Origin of the sequence: Synechococcus sp. O70.2 (assembly GCF_047462135.1) — a bacterium.
In the GTDB taxonomy this organism is placed as follows: Bacteria; Cyanobacteriota; Cyanobacteriia; order Thermostichales; family Thermostichaceae; genus Thermostichus.
The window spans coordinates 334,848-351,283 of record NZ_JANSIS010000001.1; the positions used below are offsets into that span (position 1 = coordinate 334,848).

13 protein-coding genes and 2 tRNA genes are annotated in these 16,436 nt (G+C 58.6%); 10 read left to right on the forward strand and 5 right to left on the reverse strand.

The features are described from left to right. Nucleotides 1–12: 12 nt before the first annotated feature. The 3 genes from NW812_RS01555 (at nucleotide 13) to NW812_RS01565 (ending at nucleotide 1,524) form a co-directional block, all read left to right on the forward strand. Complete coding sequence (locus NW812_RS01555; protein ID WP_414393438.1) at nucleotides 13–519, forward strand: hypothetical protein; 507 nt, start codon at nucleotides 13–15, stop codon at nucleotides 517–519. Between the two features lie 106 nt (nucleotides 520–625). Then, nucleotides 626–717 (forward strand) — tRNA-Ser (locus tag NW812_RS01560). A gap of 48 nt (nucleotides 718–765) precedes the next feature. After that, entirely contained in the window at nucleotides 766–1,524 is a 759-nt protein-coding gene (locus tag NW812_RS01565; protein WP_414393439.1) for a TIGR00297 family protein, read from the forward strand. A 75-nt stretch (nucleotides 1,525–1,599) separates the two neighbouring features. Here the strand turns inward: NW812_RS01565 and NW812_RS01570 are convergent, their stop codons facing one another. From NW812_RS01570 to clpP, 4 genes are all read right to left on the reverse strand, one after another. After that, complete coding sequence (locus NW812_RS01570; protein WP_414393441.1) at nucleotides 1,600–1,932, reverse strand: ribulose bisphosphate carboxylase small subunit; 333 nt, start codon at nucleotides 1,930–1,932, stop codon at nucleotides 1,600–1,602. A 3-nt stretch (nucleotides 1,933–1,935) separates the two neighbouring features. Further along, a complete protein-coding gene (rcbX, locus tag NW812_RS01575; protein ID WP_414393442.1) occupies nucleotides 1,936–2,343 on the reverse strand; it encodes a RuBisCO chaperone RbcX in 408 nt (135 codons plus the stop codon). A gap of 64 nt (nucleotides 2,344–2,407) precedes the next feature. Beyond that, nucleotides 2,408–3,832: a form I ribulose bisphosphate carboxylase large subunit gene (locus NW812_RS01580; RefSeq protein WP_414393443.1), complete on the reverse strand. Its 1,425-nt coding sequence runs from the start codon at nucleotides 3,830–3,832 to the stop codon at nucleotides 2,408–2,410. A gap of 512 nt (nucleotides 3,833–4,344) precedes the next feature. Further along, nucleotides 4,345–4,947 carry an ATP-dependent Clp endopeptidase proteolytic subunit ClpP gene (gene clpP, locus NW812_RS01585; protein ID WP_414393444.1) on the reverse strand — a complete coding sequence of 201 codons (603 nt, stop codon included), beginning with the start codon at nucleotides 4,945–4,947 and terminating at the stop codon, nucleotides 4,345–4,347. A gap of 322 nt (nucleotides 4,948–5,269) precedes the next feature. Here clpP and NW812_RS01590 point away from each other — a divergent pair. Next, nucleotides 5,270–5,342: transfer RNA gene (locus NW812_RS01590), tRNA-Glu, on the forward strand. A gap of 322 nt (nucleotides 5,343–5,664) precedes the next feature. On the opposite strand, the gene NW812_RS01595 is transcribed toward NW812_RS01590, so the two are convergent. Beyond that, nucleotides 5,665–6,012 (reverse strand): DUF1815 family protein, encoded by a 348-nt coding sequence (locus tag NW812_RS01595; RefSeq protein WP_414393445.1) that lies wholly within the window; start codon nucleotides 6,010–6,012, stop codon nucleotides 5,665–5,667. A 798-nt stretch (nucleotides 6,013–6,810) separates the two neighbouring features. Between NW812_RS01595 and pflB the strand changes: the two genes are divergently transcribed. The 6 genes from pflB to NW812_RS01625 all read left to right on the forward strand — a co-directional run bounded on the left by pflB (nucleotide 6,811) and on the right by NW812_RS01625 (nucleotide 16,403). Then, nucleotides 6,811–9,090 (forward strand): formate C-acetyltransferase, encoded by a 2,280-nt coding sequence (gene pflB, locus NW812_RS01600; protein WP_414393447.1) that lies wholly within the window; start codon nucleotides 6,811–6,813, stop codon nucleotides 9,088–9,090. Nucleotides 9,091–9,158: 68 nt separating this feature from the next. Continuing rightward, nucleotides 9,159–9,536 carry a pentapeptide repeat-containing protein gene (locus NW812_RS01605; protein ID WP_414388725.1) on the forward strand — a complete coding sequence of 126 codons (378 nt, stop codon included), beginning with the start codon at nucleotides 9,159–9,161 and terminating at the stop codon, nucleotides 9,534–9,536. Between the two features lie 184 nt (nucleotides 9,537–9,720). After that, nucleotides 9,721–10,443, forward strand: coding sequence for a pyruvate formate-lyase-activating protein (gene pflA / locus NW812_RS01610; protein WP_414393449.1), 723 nt, complete (start codon nucleotides 9,721–9,723; stop codon nucleotides 10,441–10,443). 189 nt (nucleotides 10,444–10,632) lie between these two features. After that, nucleotides 10,633–10,845, forward strand: a complete 213-nt coding sequence (locus NW812_RS01615) for a hypothetical protein (protein ID WP_414393451.1) — start codon at nucleotides 10,633–10,635, stop codon at nucleotides 10,843–10,845. A 91-nt stretch (nucleotides 10,846–10,936) separates the two neighbouring features. Then, nucleotides 10,937–13,567 (forward strand): bifunctional acetaldehyde-CoA/alcohol dehydrogenase, encoded by a 2,631-nt coding sequence (gene adhE / locus NW812_RS01620; RefSeq protein ID WP_414393453.1) that lies wholly within the window; start codon nucleotides 10,937–10,939, stop codon nucleotides 13,565–13,567. 52 nt (nucleotides 13,568–13,619) lie between these two features. Next, entirely contained in the window at nucleotides 13,620–16,403 is a 2,784-nt protein-coding gene (locus NW812_RS01625; RefSeq protein WP_414393455.1) for a GNAT family N-acetyltransferase, read from the forward strand. The last annotated feature ends 33 nt before the right edge of the window (nucleotides 16,404–16,436 follow it).

Here is a 16,436-nt window from a genome sequence, read left to right on the forward strand (position 1 = left end):
GAGCTTCTGTAAGTGGATTTGACGCAAGTCCCTCCAGAGATTACCTGTGATGGCAGCGACTTGGACTGGAGCCAAGCCGTGGTGATCGAGGGCAGTCAGCCCCAAGAGGAAAATTTGCAGGGCTGGATTGCCTTCTGTGGCCTGCGGGTTAACCACGAGGCCGGCAATGTCCTGTACTGGCAAGGGCAGCCGCTGCGGGCCAGCCGCATTCGCTTTTTCGTAAGAAATGTAGCCTGGCGCTATGGCTTCTCTTTCTCCACCAGCATTCGCTCCCCTCTCGGCAAAGGGATCCCCACGCCTCCCGACTGGCGCTACCCTGGCCTTTGCCGCTACGGCCTGGTGCTGTTCCAGCCCAACGTCCAGTTGGTGGCCCGACAGGTCTGGGAATCCTCGCCCGAGCAGCCGCAAGAGGTGGATCTGGATCCCAACCTGGATATTGCCTTTAATGTCAACGACGCCAAGGGCAGTTACAGCGACAACAGCGGCAGCTTCGATATCTACGTGCAGGTGGTGAGCTAAGGGCAGCCAGGGATCCCCGCCGAGAACAGTTGCCGGCTGGGATCCCATCTTCTACAATAGGTGAGCTAGAAGTTGGCGCCCAGCTTGCCGCTGGCTCTGCCAGCTTGGAGAGGTGGCTGAGTGGTCGAAAGCGGCTTCCTGCTAAGAAGTTACGGGGCCCAAAAGGCTCCGTCGAGGGTTCGAATCCCTCCCTCTCCGTTTGCCACAGCCAAAGCTAGCCACCTTTGCCGCTGACGGAGGGCACTGATGGGCCAGGGATGGCTTCTAAGTCAGTGGGGAGTGGCGCTCTGGCTCAATTTACTTCTCGTGGGGCTAGCCCTGCAGAGTCCCCAAAAGGCGCTGACCCGGGCTGGGGTGCTCCACGCAGGGCTGCTGGGTTTGTTGGTGTGGGGGGGCCTGGGGTGGCGGGGCTACCTGGTAGTAGCCGCCTATTTTTTAGTCGGCACAGCCGTCACCCGCTTGGGGATCCACCGGAAGCAGGCGCAGGGAATTGCCGAGAAGCGAGGAGGGGCGCGGGGCCCAGAAAATGTCTGGGGCTCTGCTTTGACCGGGGCGGTATGCGCAGTGGGATACGCTTTCTTTCCGCACTCCCTGTGGTGGTTGGGGTATAGTGCCAGCTTTGCAGCGAAATTGGCCGATACCGTCAGCAGCGAAGTAGGCAAAGCCTATGGACGGCAGACCTTTTTGATCACCACTTTTCAGCCGGTGCCTGCCGGCACGGAGGGAGCTGTCAGCCTAGAGGGATCCCTGGCGGGGGTGGCAGCAGCAGGTGGAATGTCCGCCTTGGCCTGGGGGATTGGCGGAGAATGGGTGGGAGGGGATCCCTGGTGGCTGAGCGCCTGCTGGCTGGCCGGCATCCTGGCCACTCTAGCAGAAAGCTGGATGGGGGTAGTGCTGCAGCCCCGCCTGGCCTGGATGACCAATGAGGTGGTGAACGGCATTCAGACAACCCTTGCCGCTCTTTTGGCGGTGGGGCTGGGAGCCCTCCTGGGGATTGGAGCGTAAAGAGAGCCCAAGGAAAAAGGGAGGAGCCCTCCGGAAGCTCTCTCCCCTAGGGGTGTAAAAACAGCAGAACAGCTTCTAGCGCAAGCCGCTTGGCTTGTAAACCAAGAAGCTCAGCACCTGACACTGCTTAATGTTGTCGAAGCCCACCACGCGGATGAAGCAATGGGGGTAAGCGCTGCGGCAGGCCTGCACCTCAGTCAGCACCTCCTGTGGAGAAGTAGCGCTAAACAGCGGCAGCTTCCACAAAGTCCAGTAGTGGTCGGTTGGCTCGGAAGATTCGTTGAATTCGATGGCAGGGATGTAGCCCTGATCCAGGATGTACTGCACCTGCTTGAGGATCTGCAGATCCGTTAGGGGTGGCAGATAGGAAAAGGTTTCGTAGCGGCGCTCTTTCGGTAGGGTTTGCATAACTTACTCCGTTTCAGGTGTAGGGTTTTGGAGAGGGGATCCTGCCTCTGGGTGGGTGACCGGCAGGGATCCGCTTGCTGAAGTCAGCCGTTCCAGGTGGCTGCGGCGGTGTTCCATGTTGGCCTGTTGAATACCGGTTTTGGCCATTTCCGGCAAGTAGTCGACCACCTCCGCTGCCAGGTACTCTCGAACGGTCATGATGCGGTAGGCCAAGTCGGCCCGCTCTGCCAGCAAAGCCCGAAGATAGGCTTCCCCATCCTGGAAGCTTTGCCGAGCAGAAAACTGCTGCAGCCAGAGGGCCCTGGGAGGATCCGTCTCGCTCAGTTGGGCCAGCACCGTGCGCATCGCCTGATAGGTCAGGTAGCTGATTAAAGTTTTGGCCGTGTCCTTGGCGATCTGCTTTAGATCCATGACCGATCCAGGGGTTGGGCCAGGGGGGCAAGAGAGTCCAGAGATCCCTTGCCCCCAGAGAGTTTTAGAGCGTATCGACGGGCTTGAACTCGAACTTGACCTCTTTCCACAGCTCGCAGGCAGCCGCCAGCTCTGGCGACCACTTGGCTGCTTCGCGGATGATGTCGCTGCCCTCTCGGATCAGGTCTCGACCTTCATTGCGGGCTTGGATGCAGGCTTCCAGGGCCACGCGGTTAGCCGTTGCACCGGGAGCATTCCCCCATGGGTGGCCGAGCGTGCCGCCGCCAAACTGCAGCACCGCGTCGTCCCCGAAGATCTCCACCAGCGCCGGCATGTGCCAAACGTGGATCCCTCCAGAAGCCACCGGCATGACCCCAGGCATAGAAGCCCAATCTTGGGTGAAGAAAATGCCGCGGGAGCGATCCGCCTCGACGTAGTTTTCCCGCATGAGATCCACAACGCCCATGGTGATGGCGCGGTCGCCTTCCAACTTGCCCACCACCGTGCCGGCGTGCAGGTGGTCGCCGCCAGACATGCGCAGGCACTTGGCCAGCACCCGGAAGTGGATGCCGTGGTTTTTCTGCCGGTCGATCACTGCGTGCATGGCGCGGTGGATGTGCAGCAGGATGCCATTATCGCGGCACCACTTGGCTAGGCTGGTGTTGGCCGTAAAGCCCGCAGTGAGGTAGTCGTGCATGATGATGGGAGCGCCAATCTCCTTGGCAAACTCCGCCCGCTTGAACATTTCCTCACAGGTGGGCGCGGTCACGTTCAGGTAGTGGCCCTTGATCTCGCCGGTTTCGGCCTGAGCTTTGTGGACCGCTTCCATGACAAACAAGTAGCGATCCCGCCAGCGCATGAAAGGCTGCGAGTTGACGTTCTCGTCGTCTTTGGTAAAGTCCAGCCCACCCCGCAGTGCCTCGTACACAGCTCGCCCGTAGTTTTTGGCGGAAAGACCCAGCTTGGGCTTGATGGTGCAGCCCAGCAGCGGACGGCCATACTTGTTCAGCTTATCCCGCTCTACCTGGATGCCATGGGGAGGGCCCTGGAAGGTCTTCAGGTAAGCTACGGGAATGCGCAAGTCTTCCAGCCGCAGCGCCTTTATGGCCTTAAAGCCGAAGACGTTGCCCACAATTGAGGTGAGCATGTTGGTTACTGAGCCTTCCTCGAAGAGATCTAGCGGGTAGGCGACGAAGCAGAAGTACTGGTTCTCTTCGCCAGGAACCGGCTCGATGTCGTAGCAGCGGCCCTTGTAGCGGTCCAAGTCAGTGAGCAGATCGGTCCAAACGGTTGTCCAGGTGCCCGTCGAGGACTCAGCTGCTACTGCTGCCCCTGCTTCTTCTGGAGGAACGCCTGGCTGAGGCGTAACCCGAAAACAGGCTAGGATGTCGGTATCTTTGGGCGTGTAATCAGGGGTGTAATAGGTCAGTCTGTAGTCTTTCACCCCCGCTTGATAGCCGCTCTTGGTTTTCGTTGCTGAATAGGCCACGTCAATCCTCCTCTACACGAATGACAAACTCTGCAAAGTTGAGAACTAGCATCTCCAGCTTCAGGCAACAGGCGAGGAAGCAGAGGTAAGTAGCCTCAACTGCCTGCCCTTTCTGGCCTTGGAGCTGCCTCACAATCGGTAGGCTCGACCTTGCAGCCTACCTCTTTCCCCTCAACCTGTAAGCCCTCTTCCCTGACTCCTTTCATCGCTAGCTTTAACGCACCAAGTCCAGAAAGCCTCTATGGACTATTTCCAGCTCTTGTTGCCCCTGCGATCTCAATAATGCAGCTCCACCTTCTTGGGCTTAATCCTAAACTACCATCCGCGATGAAAGCCAGATCATGACTTTCTTTATGAGTTTGATTAGCTTACTTAAAGCAAGCCAGGCCTTCCGCTGGCAACGGGATAGATTTCTTTGACTTTCTTCACATCTTCCTGGGAGAATCCCCCACTAACGACACCAGCCCCCTTGGCAGGGAGCTGAGAAAGAGACTCCCTGGCAGCCAGGAGGACTAGGAAACGGTCGTCAGAGAAGGCTGGGGCTTCTTGGTGATTACCTGGTCGATGATGCCGTATTCTTTGGCCTGTTCTGGGGTCATAAAGTTGTCGCGGTCTGTATCGCGCTCGATACGCTCCAGCGGCTGGCCCGTGTGGTAGGCAAGCAGGCTGTTGAGGCTGTTTTTGATAAAGAGGAGTTCCCTAGCCTGGATCTCGACGTCGGTCGCTGGACCCTGGGCTCCCCCCAAAGGTTGGTGAATCATAATGCGGGCGTGGGGAAGGGCAATGCGTTTGCCCTTGGCACCCCCTGCCAGCAAAAAGGCTCCCATGCTGGCGGCCAAGCCAATGCAGATGGTGGAGACGTCTGGCTGGATGTGCTGCATGGTGTCGTAGATGGCCATACCGGCATAGACAGAGCCGCCAGGAGAGTTGATGTAGAGGTAGATATCTTTCTCAGGGTCTTCGGATTCCAGGTAGAGCATCTGGGCCACAATCAGGTTGGCTACGTCGTCATCTATCGGCGTGCCCAAGAAGATAATCCGATCCCGTAGCAAACGCGAGTAAATATCAAAGGCGCGCTCGCCGCGTGCAGATTGCTCGATAACAGTGGGAATCATGCCAGTCCAAGCGATGGGTTGCTACGATAGTGTAGTTTAAGCCACGGGATAACTGCCCCCTGCAGAGGAGTTGCCTGGCTCTGCCTAGGTAGCCTGCCGCTGGGATCCTCATTATCAATCTATCAATCTTCGGAGATGAGGTGTAAATGGATGTGATCCCGGATGAACCCCTTGTGATCGCCGGATTGCTGGGTCTGGCTCTCCTGGGACTCTTGATCTTGGCCGGGGTAGGATGGGGGGCGGGCGACGGTGACTAGCAAGAGATTCAAGTTGACAGAGTTAAACCTGCCTCCTTACAATCAAGATCGCTTCGTTTGGAGACGCCCCCATCGTCTAGAGGCCTAGGACACATCCCTTTCACGGATGCGACAGGGGTTCGAATCCCCTTGGGGGTATAGAGGAGAGGTAGCGACGATGCGCAGCTTTGCCGGCGCACCTTCTGTTTGACGTGGATTAGTTAAGCCAGTAGACGAGCAGCTGCATTTCTTCGGCTAGGCACTTTGCCTAGGCTAAAGTCAGCTCCGTCTTTAGCCGGTGTGCTCGATCAGGAACAACTCCCGTCAGCTTGATGGGAAGTGACGCCTGTGGAGATCCCTCTGGTGGGGTAGTGGAGGTGAACTCTGCTGCTAGCTATAGGTCGTGGAAGCAGGAAGAAAGGCTCAACCTGGAGCAAAAGTCTGCTTTTGTCCGAGGTTGTATAGGTCTTTCAGACGCGGATCAACGGCTATGGGCCAGAGCTTCTGCTGGCGCAGCGCTAGCAGCTAGATCGTCTTTGATTAGCTCTACCAGATCCTGAAGCTGACGAATGGCCTCCGCTCCTTCCAGTTTCATCAGCTCCCGCTCATCCCGCATCTCCGTCCAACTGATGGAGCACTCGGAGACTAAAAAGCGAATCAGATGCCCTTCCCGCAAGCTGACCATGAAGGAAGCGCTCTCAAAGGAGGTGCCGCAGGTGTAGCAGGAGGCCGGGTAGCCCCGCTTCTCCAAAGCAATGGCCAGCGCCTGCAAACTCATCACCAGATCCTGAACGTAGCTGCGGTATTGTTCCGCCAACCGTTTGAACATCACACTCCTCCTCACTCCTCGGCTCAGCCAGGCCCTCTTCTGGCTACAGACAAGTCGCTTAGTAATAAATACCTATGCTCGGCAGTTAAGTTCATATGTAGCACAGCAATCGGCAATCCTCAAGGAAGGAGCTCAGTCCAGGAACCAAAACTGCCCAGCGCCAAGCAGGATGATAGGCAAGGCCCAGGTGGTTCAGATGTCGTATTTAACACTCCTCTCAAAACAAACACCAAAGTTTACTCTAGTTCAAAACTCTTGCCTCTAGGGGGGGAGCGGATCCTCAGCTCAGGACGGGAAGGGAAATAGTTGCTTTTCGTGGTTGTCTTCCAATTCTCAGAAAGGCTTCTCTTATTTCCGAGGCCTCCTTATCTGCTCTTTCGAGCTGCCGAGAGTAACCCCATTTGTTGTCCGTGCCTTAACACCACTCGTGAAGATTTCCTCAAGTAACTGCTGCGCCGCCTGATTGATTGGGGGTGCTGCCTCCAACCTACCTTGGCCTAAGCTAGCCGTTTGGCAAGCCCCCTTAGCAAGCCCTTAAGAAAACATTAAAAACGGGATTAAAAACACAGAGACAGCGGCCTCCTAAGAGGAGAAGGAACTAGAATTGAAGTAGGCAAGGTGTATTGCAAACGCCTGAAAAAAGAAACATCAGAGTTGCTAAAAGTTCTCCCTTGCACCGGTGGCTAGATCGTCCCTTTGGCAAAGATGCCAGCAGCCCTTAGCAGTAGCTGAGGAGAGGTCTTGCTCTAGGTCTAGCCTGTTGCATAGCTGTCAGGCCGAATGGCCAGGGGGATTGCTATGGTAGTGAGCGCCCAGTCTTCTGTAGCTTTGCCTACAGAATTCACAAGTAAACAACATAGCTTGAGGGATTTCGTGCCTGGGCGGTGGCAGCGCTGCATCGACGTCCGAGATTTTATTCAGCGCAATTACACGCCTTACACGGGAGATGAAAGCTTCTTGGCGCCGGCCACCGAGCGCACGCAGCGGCTGTGGGCCAAAGTTCAAGATCTGATGGCCTTGGAGCGGAAGCGTGGGATCTTGGATGCCGACACCGACCTTCCTTCCAGCATCACCAGCCACCCGCCAGGCTACATCGACCGAGAGCTGGAGCAAATCGTAGGGCTACAAACGGATAAGCCCCTAAAGCGCGCCATCCTGCCCTTTGGCGGCATCCGTATGGTAGAAACGGCCCTCAAGGCCTATGGCTACGAGCTGGATCCCCGCGTTAAGGAAATCTTTACCAAGTATCGCAAGACCCACAACGACGGGGTTTTCGACGCCTACACGGAGGAGATGCGCCGCTGCCGCCGCTCTGGGATCATTACCGGCTTGCCGGACGCCTATGGACGGGGCCGCATCATCGGTGACTACCGGCGGGTACCTCTCTATGGCGTGGATCGGCTGATTGAGGACAAGGAGGCGCAGAAGGCCAGCCTAGAGGTGGACACGATGGATGAAGAAACCATCCGCCTGCGGGAGGAGCTCTCAGAGCAGATCAAAGCCCTGTACGAGCTCAAGGAGATGGGGGCCAGCTACGGCTTTGATCTAGGCCGCCCCGCAACCAACGCCCGCGAGGCCATCCAGTGGCTGTACCTGGCCTACCTGGCAGCGGTCAAAGAGCAAAACGGCGCCGCCATGTCCCTGGGGCGGGTTTCCACGTTCCTAGACATCTACATCGAGCGGGATCTGCAGGCCGGGATCCTCACCGAGGAAGAGGCCCAGGAGCTCATTGACCACTTTGTTATGAAGCTGCGCATGGTCAGGTTTTTGCGCACGCCGGAGTACAACGAGCTCTTCAGCGGGGATCCCACCTGGGTAACCGAGTGCATCGGCGGCATGGGCCTGGATGGGCGGCCTTTGGTTACCAAAACCAGCTTCCGCATGCTGCATACCCTCTACAACCTTGGCCCAGCGCCCGAGCCCAACTTGACCGTGCTCTGGTCGGAGCGGCTGCCGGAAGCCTTCAAGCGCTACTGCGCCAAGGTCTCCATTGAAACCAGCTCCATCCAGTACGAAAACGACGACTTGATGCGCCCCTACTGGGGGGATGACTACGGCATCGCCTGCTGTGTGTCGGCCATGCGCATCGGCAAGCAGATGCAGTTTTTTGGAGCGCGGGTGAACTTGGCCAAGTGCCTGCTCTATGCCATCAACGGCGGTCGGGATGAGATCTCCGGCGAGCAGGTGGCTCCTGCTTTCGCCCCCATCACCGCCGATGTCCTGGACTACGACGAGGTGTGGCCGCGCATGGCGCAGATGATGGCCTGGCTGGCCAAAACTTACGTCAACACCATGAACATCATCCACTACATGCACGACAAGTACTGCTACGAGCGCCTGGAGATGGCCCTGCACGACCGGGACGTGCTGCGCACCATGGCCTTTGGGTTGGCCGGCCTGTCGGTAACAGCCGACTCCCTATCCGCCATCAAATACGCGCGGGTACGGGCCATCCGGGATGAGCGGGGCCTAGTGGTGGATTACGCGGTGGAGGGCGACTTCCCCAAATACGGTAACAACGACGACCGGGTTGACCAGATTGCGGTGCAACTGGTGCAGACCTTCATGGCGGAGCTGCGCAAGCACAAGACCTACCGCAATGCCATCCCCACCCAGTCCATCCTCACCATCACCTCCAACGTGGTCTACGGCAAGAAAACCGGCAACACCCCTGACGGGCGGCGCGCAGGTGAACCCTTTGCCCCTGGGGCCAACCCCATGCATGGCCGCGACACCAAGGGGGCGGTGGCCTCGCTGGCTTCCGTGGCTAAGCTGCCCTACGACGACGCTCTGGATGGCATCTCCAACACCTTCTCGATTGTGCCGGCGGCCCTGGGTCGCACAGCCGAGGAGCGGGTTGCCAATCTAGTGGGGCTGCTGGATGGCTACATGCGGGATGGCGGCTTTCACCTCAACGTGAACGTTCTCAACCGCGAGACCTTGCTGCACGCCATGGAGCACCCAGAGCTCTATCCACAGCTCACCATCCGGGTTTCCGGCTACGCGGTGAACTTCATCAAGCTCACCCGCGAGCAACAACTGGATGTGATTAACCGCACCTTCCATCAACACTTCTAAACGACGGCCAGGGGATCCCTGAAGGCTGCCCATACCCAGGGAAAGGGATCCCCCAGCAAGGAGGTTCGATGAGCTATAGCGCTTTGGACTTGGTTAGAGACTACGCGGCAGGACAGCGAGATTTCCAAGGGATCGAGCTGCTCCAGGCCGACCTACAAGGGATCCACCTAGCCGGTGCCGACCTGCGCTCTGCCGACTTCAGCGGGGCCAACCTGGCAGGCGCCAACCTGCGGGGGTGTGATCTCAGCTTTGCCAATTTCAGCGACGCCAACCTATCTGGAGCCGATCTGCGAGGATGCCTGCTTTTCGGCACCGATTTCCGAGGTGCTCTCTTGGAAGGAGCTTTGCTGGATCACGCCGATTTCGATGCCTATACCCATTTCCCAGCGGGCTTTGATCCGAAGGCGCATCGCCTACACAACATCTCGTCAGGTGTCTCCCAGTAGGCCCTTTGGGGTCTTTCCATCGGTTTTCAACTTAAGAAAACCCAGCCCAGGTAAACCCAAAGTCAAAGCCAGGGGGTGGGCAACGTAGCCAGCAATTTGGAAGAAAACCTCAAGATTAATTGATATTTTGCAAAAGCCATTGAGAATAGAAGTTATGGGTACCTCCCTCAACCCCTCGAGGCCGGTGACCGGCCGCATTCACTCGGTTGAAACCTGTGGCACGGTAGATGGGCCAGGGATCCGCTTTGTCATCTTCCTGCAGGGCTGTCCTCTGCGCTGTCTATACTGCCACAATCCGGACTGTCGGGATCCCAATGCTGGCCAGGTGGTGACAGTGGACTCCCTCATGGCGGAGATCCAGCGCTGCCGCAATTACTACCTCAAAGGCGGGGGAGTAACGGCCAGCGGGGGAGAACCATTAATGCAGCCCACCTTTGTGGCTGAGATTTTCCGCCGCTGCCATGAGTTGGGCTTGCACACGGCTTTGGATACCTCTGGCTATGTTCAACTGGAAGCGGCAAAACCTGTGTTGGATCATACAGATTTGGTGTTGCTCGATATCAAGTCTTATCTGCCGGAGCTGTATCGAAAGGTTACCGGCGTTTCGCTAGAACCCACTCTTAATCTGGCCCGCTATTTAGACCAGATCCACAAGCCCACCTGGATTCGTTTTGTCCTCGTTCCCGGACTAACGGATCCCGAGGAAAACATTAAGGGATTGGCTGAGTTTGTAGCCACCCTATCCAACGTGGAGCGGGTGGAAGTTTTGCCCTTTCACAAGATAGGGGAATACAAATGGCAGCAGTTGGGTTTGCCCTATACCCTCAGCGATGTTCAGCCGCCTACTCCTGAACAGATCAACCACGCTTTGCAGATCTTTCGTGAGCGGGGATTGGTGGCAGTTTAGTTTATCGCCGTGGCGACAGCAACAAAACCGGAGCCAATCGTGACTTGCATTAGCCTGATCCCAAAGTTATCTCTAAAATTCTTAGGCTGCCTCCAAAGTGGCGCTAGGTTTAACTTAGTTGAACTTAGCAGGCTAAGAGCTTGCCAACTCTGGCAGTCGCAAAATAGAGGGAGAGCGATCCCCAGGGGGGTGCGCGTAATCTACCAAAATGGCATTCAATTTCAAGCCGAAAGCTGCGACCATCACACCCTCAGCGATCAGCCTTTGGTCAACCAAGGCCAAGACATAAGGCATCAAAGGGTTCTGGAAAAAGCTGTTGATGCTTGCATTATCCACAACACCCTTACCCATCCCCCAAAAATGACCGCCGGGATCCAGATCCTTACGTCTGTTGGCGCTTAGCCGGCCAGTGAGCCCGCTTGAGTCTTCCAGCAATTTCTAACTATTGCCTTAACTCTCAACAGTATGGATGTGATTTTGGAGGGATCCATCTATGCCTGTCACCAATCTCGAGGAACTGGAAGCTTTGATCCAACAGGTGAAAGCTGCCCAGGCTGAGTATGCCACCTTCACCCAGGAACAGGTGGATCGAATCTTTCACAAAGCTGCCCTGGCTGCCAACAACGAACGGATCCCGCTTGCCAAGCTGGCCGTAGAAGAGACCGGCATGGGCATTGTGGAGGACAAGGTAATCAAAAATCACTTTGCCTCTGAGTACATTTACAACAAATACAAACACGAGAAAACCTGCGGCGTCATCGAGCGGGACGAGAGCTTTGGCTACGAGCGCATTGCTGAGCCGGTGGGGCTTTTGGCAGGTATTGTGCCAGTAACCAACCCCACGTCGACAACAATTTTCAAAGCCCTCATCACTCTAAAAACCCGCAACGCCATCATCTTTGCGCCTCACCCCCGTGCCAAACGATGCACGGCTGCTGCAGCCAAAGTGGTCAAAGAGGCGGCTGAGGCGGCAGGCGCGCCGGTGGGGTTGATTGGCTGGATTGACGAGCCCACGATTGAGCTCTCCCAGGCTTTGATGCAGCATCCTGAGGTGAAGCTGATCCTGGCCACCGGGGGCCCTGGCATGGTCAAGGCGGCCTATTCTTCCGGCCACCCATCTTTGGGGGTGGGGGCAGGCAATACCCCGGCAGTGATCGATGCCAGCGCCGACATCCCCACAGCCGTCAGCTCGATTATCTTGAGCAAGACCTTCGACAACGGCATGATCTGCGCCTCAGAACAGGCGGTGATCGTGGTGGATGCTGTTTACGAGCAGGTCAAGGCCGAATTCCGCCAGCGGGGGGCCTACTTTTTGGATCCGGAACAAACGCAAGCGGTGCGCTGCCTCCTCCTCAAAGACGGCCGCCTCAATCCGGCTATTGTCGGCCAATCGGTGCAGACCATTGCCGCTCTGGCCGGGATCCAAGTACCCGAAGGCACGAAGCTCCTGATTGGAGAAGTGGACAAGGTGGGGCCTGAGGAGCCGTTCTCCTACGAAAAATTGGCCCCTGTTTTGGCCCTCTACCGCGCCAAGGATTTCCACAGCGCTGTCGATATTGCCGTCCAAGTGGTCAATTTCGGTGGGCGGGGTCACACCTCTGTTTTGTATACCGATCCAGCCAATCGGGACGATATTGCCTACTTTGAGAATGCCCTACAAACAGGGCGGGTGCTGATCAACACCCCCTCTTCGCTGGGGGCGATTGGGGATCTCTACAACTTCAGGCTGGATCCCTCGTTAACGTTGGGCTGTGGCACGTGGGGGGGCAACTCCGTCTCGGACAATGTGGGGCCGCGCCACCTGCTCAACGTCAAAACGGTGGCCTACCGGCGGGAAAATATGCTCTGGTTCCGGGTGCCGCCCAAGATCTACTTTAAGCGGGGATGTCTGCCGGTGGCCTTGAGGGAGTTGGCCGGCAAAAAGCGGGCTTTTTTGGTTACCGACAAGCCCCTTTTCGAGCTGGGTGTGCTGCAGCCGGTTACCCGGGTTCTCGAGGAGCTCCAGATAAAGTGGGATGTCTACCACGACGTGGAGCCGGATCCCACCCTCAGCGCCGTCAACCGCGGCCTGGAGCAGCTGCGCCAGTTTCAGCCGGATGTCATCATCGCCGTGGGCGGCGGATCCCCCATGGACGCGGCCAAGGTGATGTGGCTGATGTACGAGCAGCCCCAGCTGGAGTTTGAAGGCCTGGCAACGCGCTTTATGGACATCCGCAAGCGGGTCTACGAGCTGCCGCCGCTGGGGCAAAAGGCCCAACTGGTCTGCATCCCCACCACTTCCGGGACGGGATCCGAGGTGACACCCTTTGCGGTGGTGACCGACGACCGGGTGGGGATCAAGTACCCCCTGGCGGACTACGCCCTCACCCCCAGCATGGCCATCGTGGATCCGGATCTCACCCTGAAGATGCCCAAGAAGCTAACCGCCTACAGCGGCATCGACGCCCTCACCCATGCTTTGGAAGCCTATGTCTCGGTGATGGCCAGCGAGTTTACCGACGGGCTGGCGCTGCAGGCGATTAAGCTGCTGATGACCTACCTGCCGCGGGCCTACGAGAGGGGGGCCGAAGATCCAGAAGCGCGGGAAAAAGTCCACTACGCTGCCACCATTGCCGGCATGGCCTTTGCCAACGCCTTTTTGGGGGTGTGCCACTCCCTGGCGCACAAGCTGGGATCCACCTTCCACCTGCCCCACGGCCTGGCCAACGCTTTGATGATTACCCACGTCATCCGCTACAACGCCACCGACGCTCCCTTCAAGCAGGCCATCTTTCCCCAATACCGCTACCCCAACGCCAAGCACCGCTATGCCGAGATTGCCGATTACCTGCAGTTGGGCGGGGCCAATGACGATGAAAAGGTCATGCGCCTCATTGAGGCTATCGAGGAGCTCAAGCGGAAGCTGGGGATCCCGGCCAGCATTCGCGAGGCCCTCAGCGAGAGCGAGCAGGTGTTCTACGACCGTCTGGAAGCGATGGCGGAGCAGGCTTTTGACGACCAATGCACCGGCGCCAACCCCCGCTACCCCCTCATCCAGGACATGAAGGAGCTGTACATCTTGGCCTATCGGGGCTGCCGGGTAGAGGCTGCCCTCTACCACCAGCCGGAGCCGGCTCTGGCCTAAGAGCCGCCTTTCTGCTCCCAGCCAAAACGTGACCCCCACCCTGGCAACGGCTATGGCTGCGCTGCACCGCCCCGATCCCAGCCTCGACATCTGGAAGGCCAGATCCCACCCCTTAGCTCCCATTTTTCTGCCCCGTTCGGTGGCGGTGGTGGGGGCCACGGAGCGGGAGGGCAGCGTGGGGCGGACGGTGTTGTGGAACCTCATTAGCCATCCCTTTGGCGGCACGGTCTACCCGGTCAACCCCAAGCGGCACCAGGTGTTGGGGATCCGGGCCTACGAGCGGCTGTCCGCTCTGCCGGAGCCGGTGGATCTGGCCATCATCGCCATCCCGGCAGCCGGGGTGCCGGCGGTTATCCAAGAATGCGTCGAGGCCGGAGTCAAGGGGGCCATTGTCCTCTCGGCAGGCTTTAAGGAAATTGGCCCGGAGGGGTTGGCCCTGGAAAAGACCATCCAACAGGCCGCCCGCGGCAAGTTGCGCCTAATTGGCCCCAACTGCCTGGGGATCCAAAACCCCCACACTGGCTTGAATGCCACCTTTGCCGCCCAGATGGCCCGACCCGGCAACGTGGGGTTTATCAGCCAAAGCGGGGCCCTCTGCACTTCAATCCTGGACTGGAGCCTGCGGGAAAATGTGGGCTTTAGCGCCTTCATCTCCCTGGGATCAATGCTGGATGTGGGCTGGGGGGATCTGATCGACTACCTGGGCGAGGATCCCCATACCCACAGCATTGTCCTCTACATGGAATCCATTGGAGATGCCCGCTCCTTCTTATCGGCAGCCCGCGAGGTGGCGCTGAGCAAGCCCATCATCGTCATCAAGGCGGGACGCACCCAGGCAGCAGCCCAGGCAGCAGCCTCCCACACGGGATCCCTCACCGGCAGCGACGCGGTTTTGGATGCGGCCTTTCGCCGTTGTGGTGTGCTGCGGGTGGATCGCATTGAAGATCTCTTCGACATGGCGGAGGTGCTGGCCAAACAGCCTCGTCCCCCAGGGCCCCACCTCACCATCCTCACCAATGCCGGCGGGCCGGGGGTGCTGGCCACCGACGCCCTCATCCGCGCCGGCGGATCCCTGGCCCAGCTTTCTCCCCAAACCCTGGAGCAGCTCAACCAGATCCTGCCGCCCCACTGGAGCCACGGCAACCCCATCGATATCCTGGGCGATGCCGGCCCGGAGCGCTTTGCCCAGGCGCTGGAGATCGTGTTGCGGGATCCCGCTAGCCAGGGCTGTTTGGTAATCCTCACCCCCCAAGCCATGACGGATCCCACGGCCACGGCTGAGAAAGTGGTGGAGACCTGGCGGCGCAGCGGATCCCGCCAACCCATCCTGGCCAGTTGGATGGGGGGAGCCCTGGTGGATGCCGGCGAGCAGATCCTCAACCAGGCCGGGATCCCCACCTACCGCTACCCGGATCAAGCGGCGCGGGTGTTTAGCTACTTGTGGCGCTTTAGCGACAACCTCAAGGCCCTCTACGAAACTCCCACTTTGCCCCCTGCAAGAGCGGTCGAGCGGGATAGGGTGCACCAAATCCTCAGCCAAGCCCGGCAGCAAGGTCGCACGCTCTTAACCGAGGTCGAGTCCAAGGAGATCCTAGCCGCCTACGGGATCCCGGTGGTGCCCACGCGGGTGGCAGCAAGTTCGGAAGCGGCGGTGGAAGCTGCTGAGGCCATAGGCTACCCGGTGGTGCTGAAGCTTTACTCCCACACCCTCACCCACAAAAGCGACGTAGGCGGCGTGCAGCTCAACCTGCCCGATGCCGAAGCCGTGCGGCGGGCCTACCAGCAGATCCAGACTAATGTTGCCGAAAAAGCCGGATCCCAGCACTTTCAAGGGGTGACGGTGCAGCCCATGGTTCCCACCAACGGCTACGAGCTGATCCTGGGCAGCAGCGAGGATCCCCAGTTTGGGCCGGTGTTGCTGTTTGGCAGTGGCGGACAACTGGTGGAGGTGTTTCAGGATCGCTCCATTGGCCTTCCCCCCCTCAACACCACCTTGGCCCGGCGTCTGATGGAAAACACCCTCATCTACAAAGCCCTCAAGGGGGTGCGGGGACGCCCAGCCGTCGATCTGGAGGCCCTGGAACAGCTCTTGGTGCGCTTTAGCCAACTGGTGGCCGAGCAGCGGGAGATTAAAGAGATCGATATCAATCCGCTGCTGGCTTCCAGCGAGGGCCTGCTGGCTTTGGATGCCCGCGTCATTTTGCGAACCGAGCAGGATCCCCAGGTGCCCTTGGCCATCCGCCCCTATCCCACCCAGTACATCTGGAGCTTCCGGGACGGCATCACCATTCGCCCCATTCGCCCTGAAGACGAGCCTTTGGTGATCGATTTTCACCGCCACGTCTCCGATTACAGCGTCTATCTGCGCTACTTCCACCCCATCCAATACAGCGCTCGCATCGCCCACGAGCGCCTGGTTCGCCTCTGCTTTAATGACTACGACCGCGAGATTGCCCTGGTGGCCGAGCGGCAAGACCCAGAACCCCACCTCCTTGGCATCAGCCGCCTCTCCAAAAAACACGGCCTCCCTCAGGAAGCGGAGTTTGCCCTCTTGGTGGCGGATCCCTACCAAAGACAGGGGATCGGCACGGAGCTCTTGACCCGCCTCATTCAGGTGGCCCGCTGCGAAGGGATCCAGCGCCTGGCCGGCGAGGTGCTCAGCGAAAACGAGGGCATGCGCCGCCTGTGTAGGCGCTTGGGGTTCCAGTTGCTCCCCTCCCCAGAGGATCCCGGCCTCCTCAGGGCCACGTTGGATCTTGCTGCCGATGCAGCGCTCCCCACGCCCTGCCTAGCTAGCCCTGGCTCTAAAAACGGTTTACCGACCGGCTTACCGTAGAATAGATCCCTGGCGCCCAACCTTCCCTCGTCT